Source organism: Actinotalea sp. JY-7885 (assembly GCF_014525465.1).
In the GTDB taxonomy this organism is placed as follows: domain Bacteria; phylum Actinomycetota; class Actinomycetes; order Actinomycetales; family Cellulomonadaceae; genus Actinotalea.
Genome location: NZ_JACEXH010000306.1, coordinates 1 through 1766 on the forward strand (window position 1 = coordinate 1; position 1766 = coordinate 1766).

Below are 1766 nucleotides of genomic sequence, written 5' to 3' on the forward strand. Positions count from 1 at the left end.
TCGACGAGGCGTTCACGGCCGTCGCCGCGGCGCTGCAGGAGCGCGCCGACGCCGCCGGGGGCACGATCGCCGAGGTGCTCGGTGCGACGGCGATGATGGCGAACGACCCGGAGCTGCGGGCCGGCGCGCGCCGGCGCGTCGAGGAGGGCAGCGCGCCCGACGTCGCCGTCGACCGCGCGGTCGGGGAGTTCGTCACCACCTTCAGCGCGCTCGGCGGCTACTTCGCGGAGCGCGTCACCGACCTCGTGAGCGTCCGTGACCGCGTCGTCGCGCGCCTCCAGGGCCGGCCGGAGCCGGGCGTCCCGCCCCTGGACGAGCCGTCCGTCGTCGTCGCGCTGGACCTCTCGCCCGCGGACACCGCCGCCCTGGACCTCGACAAGGTGCTCGGCATCGTCATCGAGCAGGGCGGCCCGACGGGGCACACCGCGATCATCGCGGGCCAGCTGGGCATCCCGTGCGTCGTGCAGGTCACCGGCGCGTCGGCGCTCGAGGCGGGGCGCGTCGTCGCCGTCGACGCGGCGGCGGGGACCGTGACGCCCGACCCGGACGAGGACGTCGTCGAGCGTGCCCGCGTGCGCGGGCGGGCACTCGCGGCGCTCGCGGAGGCGACCGGCCCGGGCGCGACGCGCGACGGGCACGCCGTCGGGCTGCTCGCGAACATCGGCACCGCCGAGGACGCCGAGCGGGTGGGCGAGGGCGTCGAGGGCGTCGGCCTGTTCCGGACCGAGGTCCTGTTCCTCGGGCGGACCAGCGCGCCCACCGAGGACGAGCAGGCCGCGACGTACGCCCGCGCGCTGACGGCGCTCGGCGGGCGCAAGGTCGTCGTCCGCACGCTCGACGCGGGGGCGGACAAGCCGCTGGCGTTCGTCACCCGGCCGGGCGAGGAGAACCCGGCCCTCGGCGTGCGCGGCTACCGCCTCGTGCGGACCGCCGAGGACCTGCTGCGGACGCAGCTGCGGGCGATCGCCCGCGCGGCCGCGGAGACGGGCGGTGAGCCGTGGGTCATGGCGCCCATGGTCGCCACGGTGGAGGAGGCGGCGCAGTTCGCGGCGATCGCGCGCGAGGAGGGTGTCGCGACGGTCGGCGTCATGGTCGAGGTCCCCTCGGCCGCCCTGCGCGCGCGCGACCTGCTCGCCGAGGTCGACTTCGTCTCGCTCGGCACCAACGACCTGGCGCAGTACACGATGGCCACCGACCGCCTGCTCGGCGAGCTCGGGGACCTGCTCGACCCCTGGCAGCCGGCGGTCCTGGACCTCGTCGCGTCCGTGGCGACGGCCGGCGTCGAGGCGGGCAAGCCCGTGGGCGTGTGCGGCGAGTCCGCGTCGGACCCGGCGATGGCCCTCGCCCTGGTCGGCATGGGCGTGACCTCGTTGTCCATGTCGCCCGCCGCGGTGCCAGGCGTCCGGTTCGCGCTGTCGCGGCACGACCTGGAGCGGTGCCGTGAGGTCGCGGCGGCGGCGCGGGCGGCGCGCACCGCCGTCGACGCGCGCGCGGCGGCGCTCGCGCTCGTGGATCCCGAGGTCCGCGAGGTCCTCGCCCTCGCCTAGCCTGGGCGGATGGCCGACGCCGACCTCGTGGACCCCGAGACCGACCCGGCGGCGACGTGGGCGCTGGAGCCCGACGACGTCGCCGCCCTGACGCGGCGGCTCGTCGCGAGCGGACCCCCCGTCCTGGTGCACAGCCCGCTCGACGGTGCGCCGCTCGCCGAGGTGCCGCAGTCCACGACCGGCGACGTCGCGCGCGCCGTCGCCGCGGCGCGACGGGCG

1 protein-coding gene and 1 pseudogene are annotated in these 1766 nt (G+C 77.9%); both read left to right on the forward strand.

From position 1 onward, the window contains the following. Positions 1–1547: phosphoenolpyruvate--protein phosphotransferase (ptsP, locus tag IDM29_RS16580; protein WP_223148440.1), on the forward strand; the 1547-nt coding region annotated here is incomplete at its 5' end. Positions 1548–1556: 9 nt separating this feature from the next. After that, a pseudogene (gabD2, locus tag IDM29_RS16585) lies at positions 1557–1766 on the forward strand (succinic semialdehyde dehydrogenase); the annotation flags it as partial.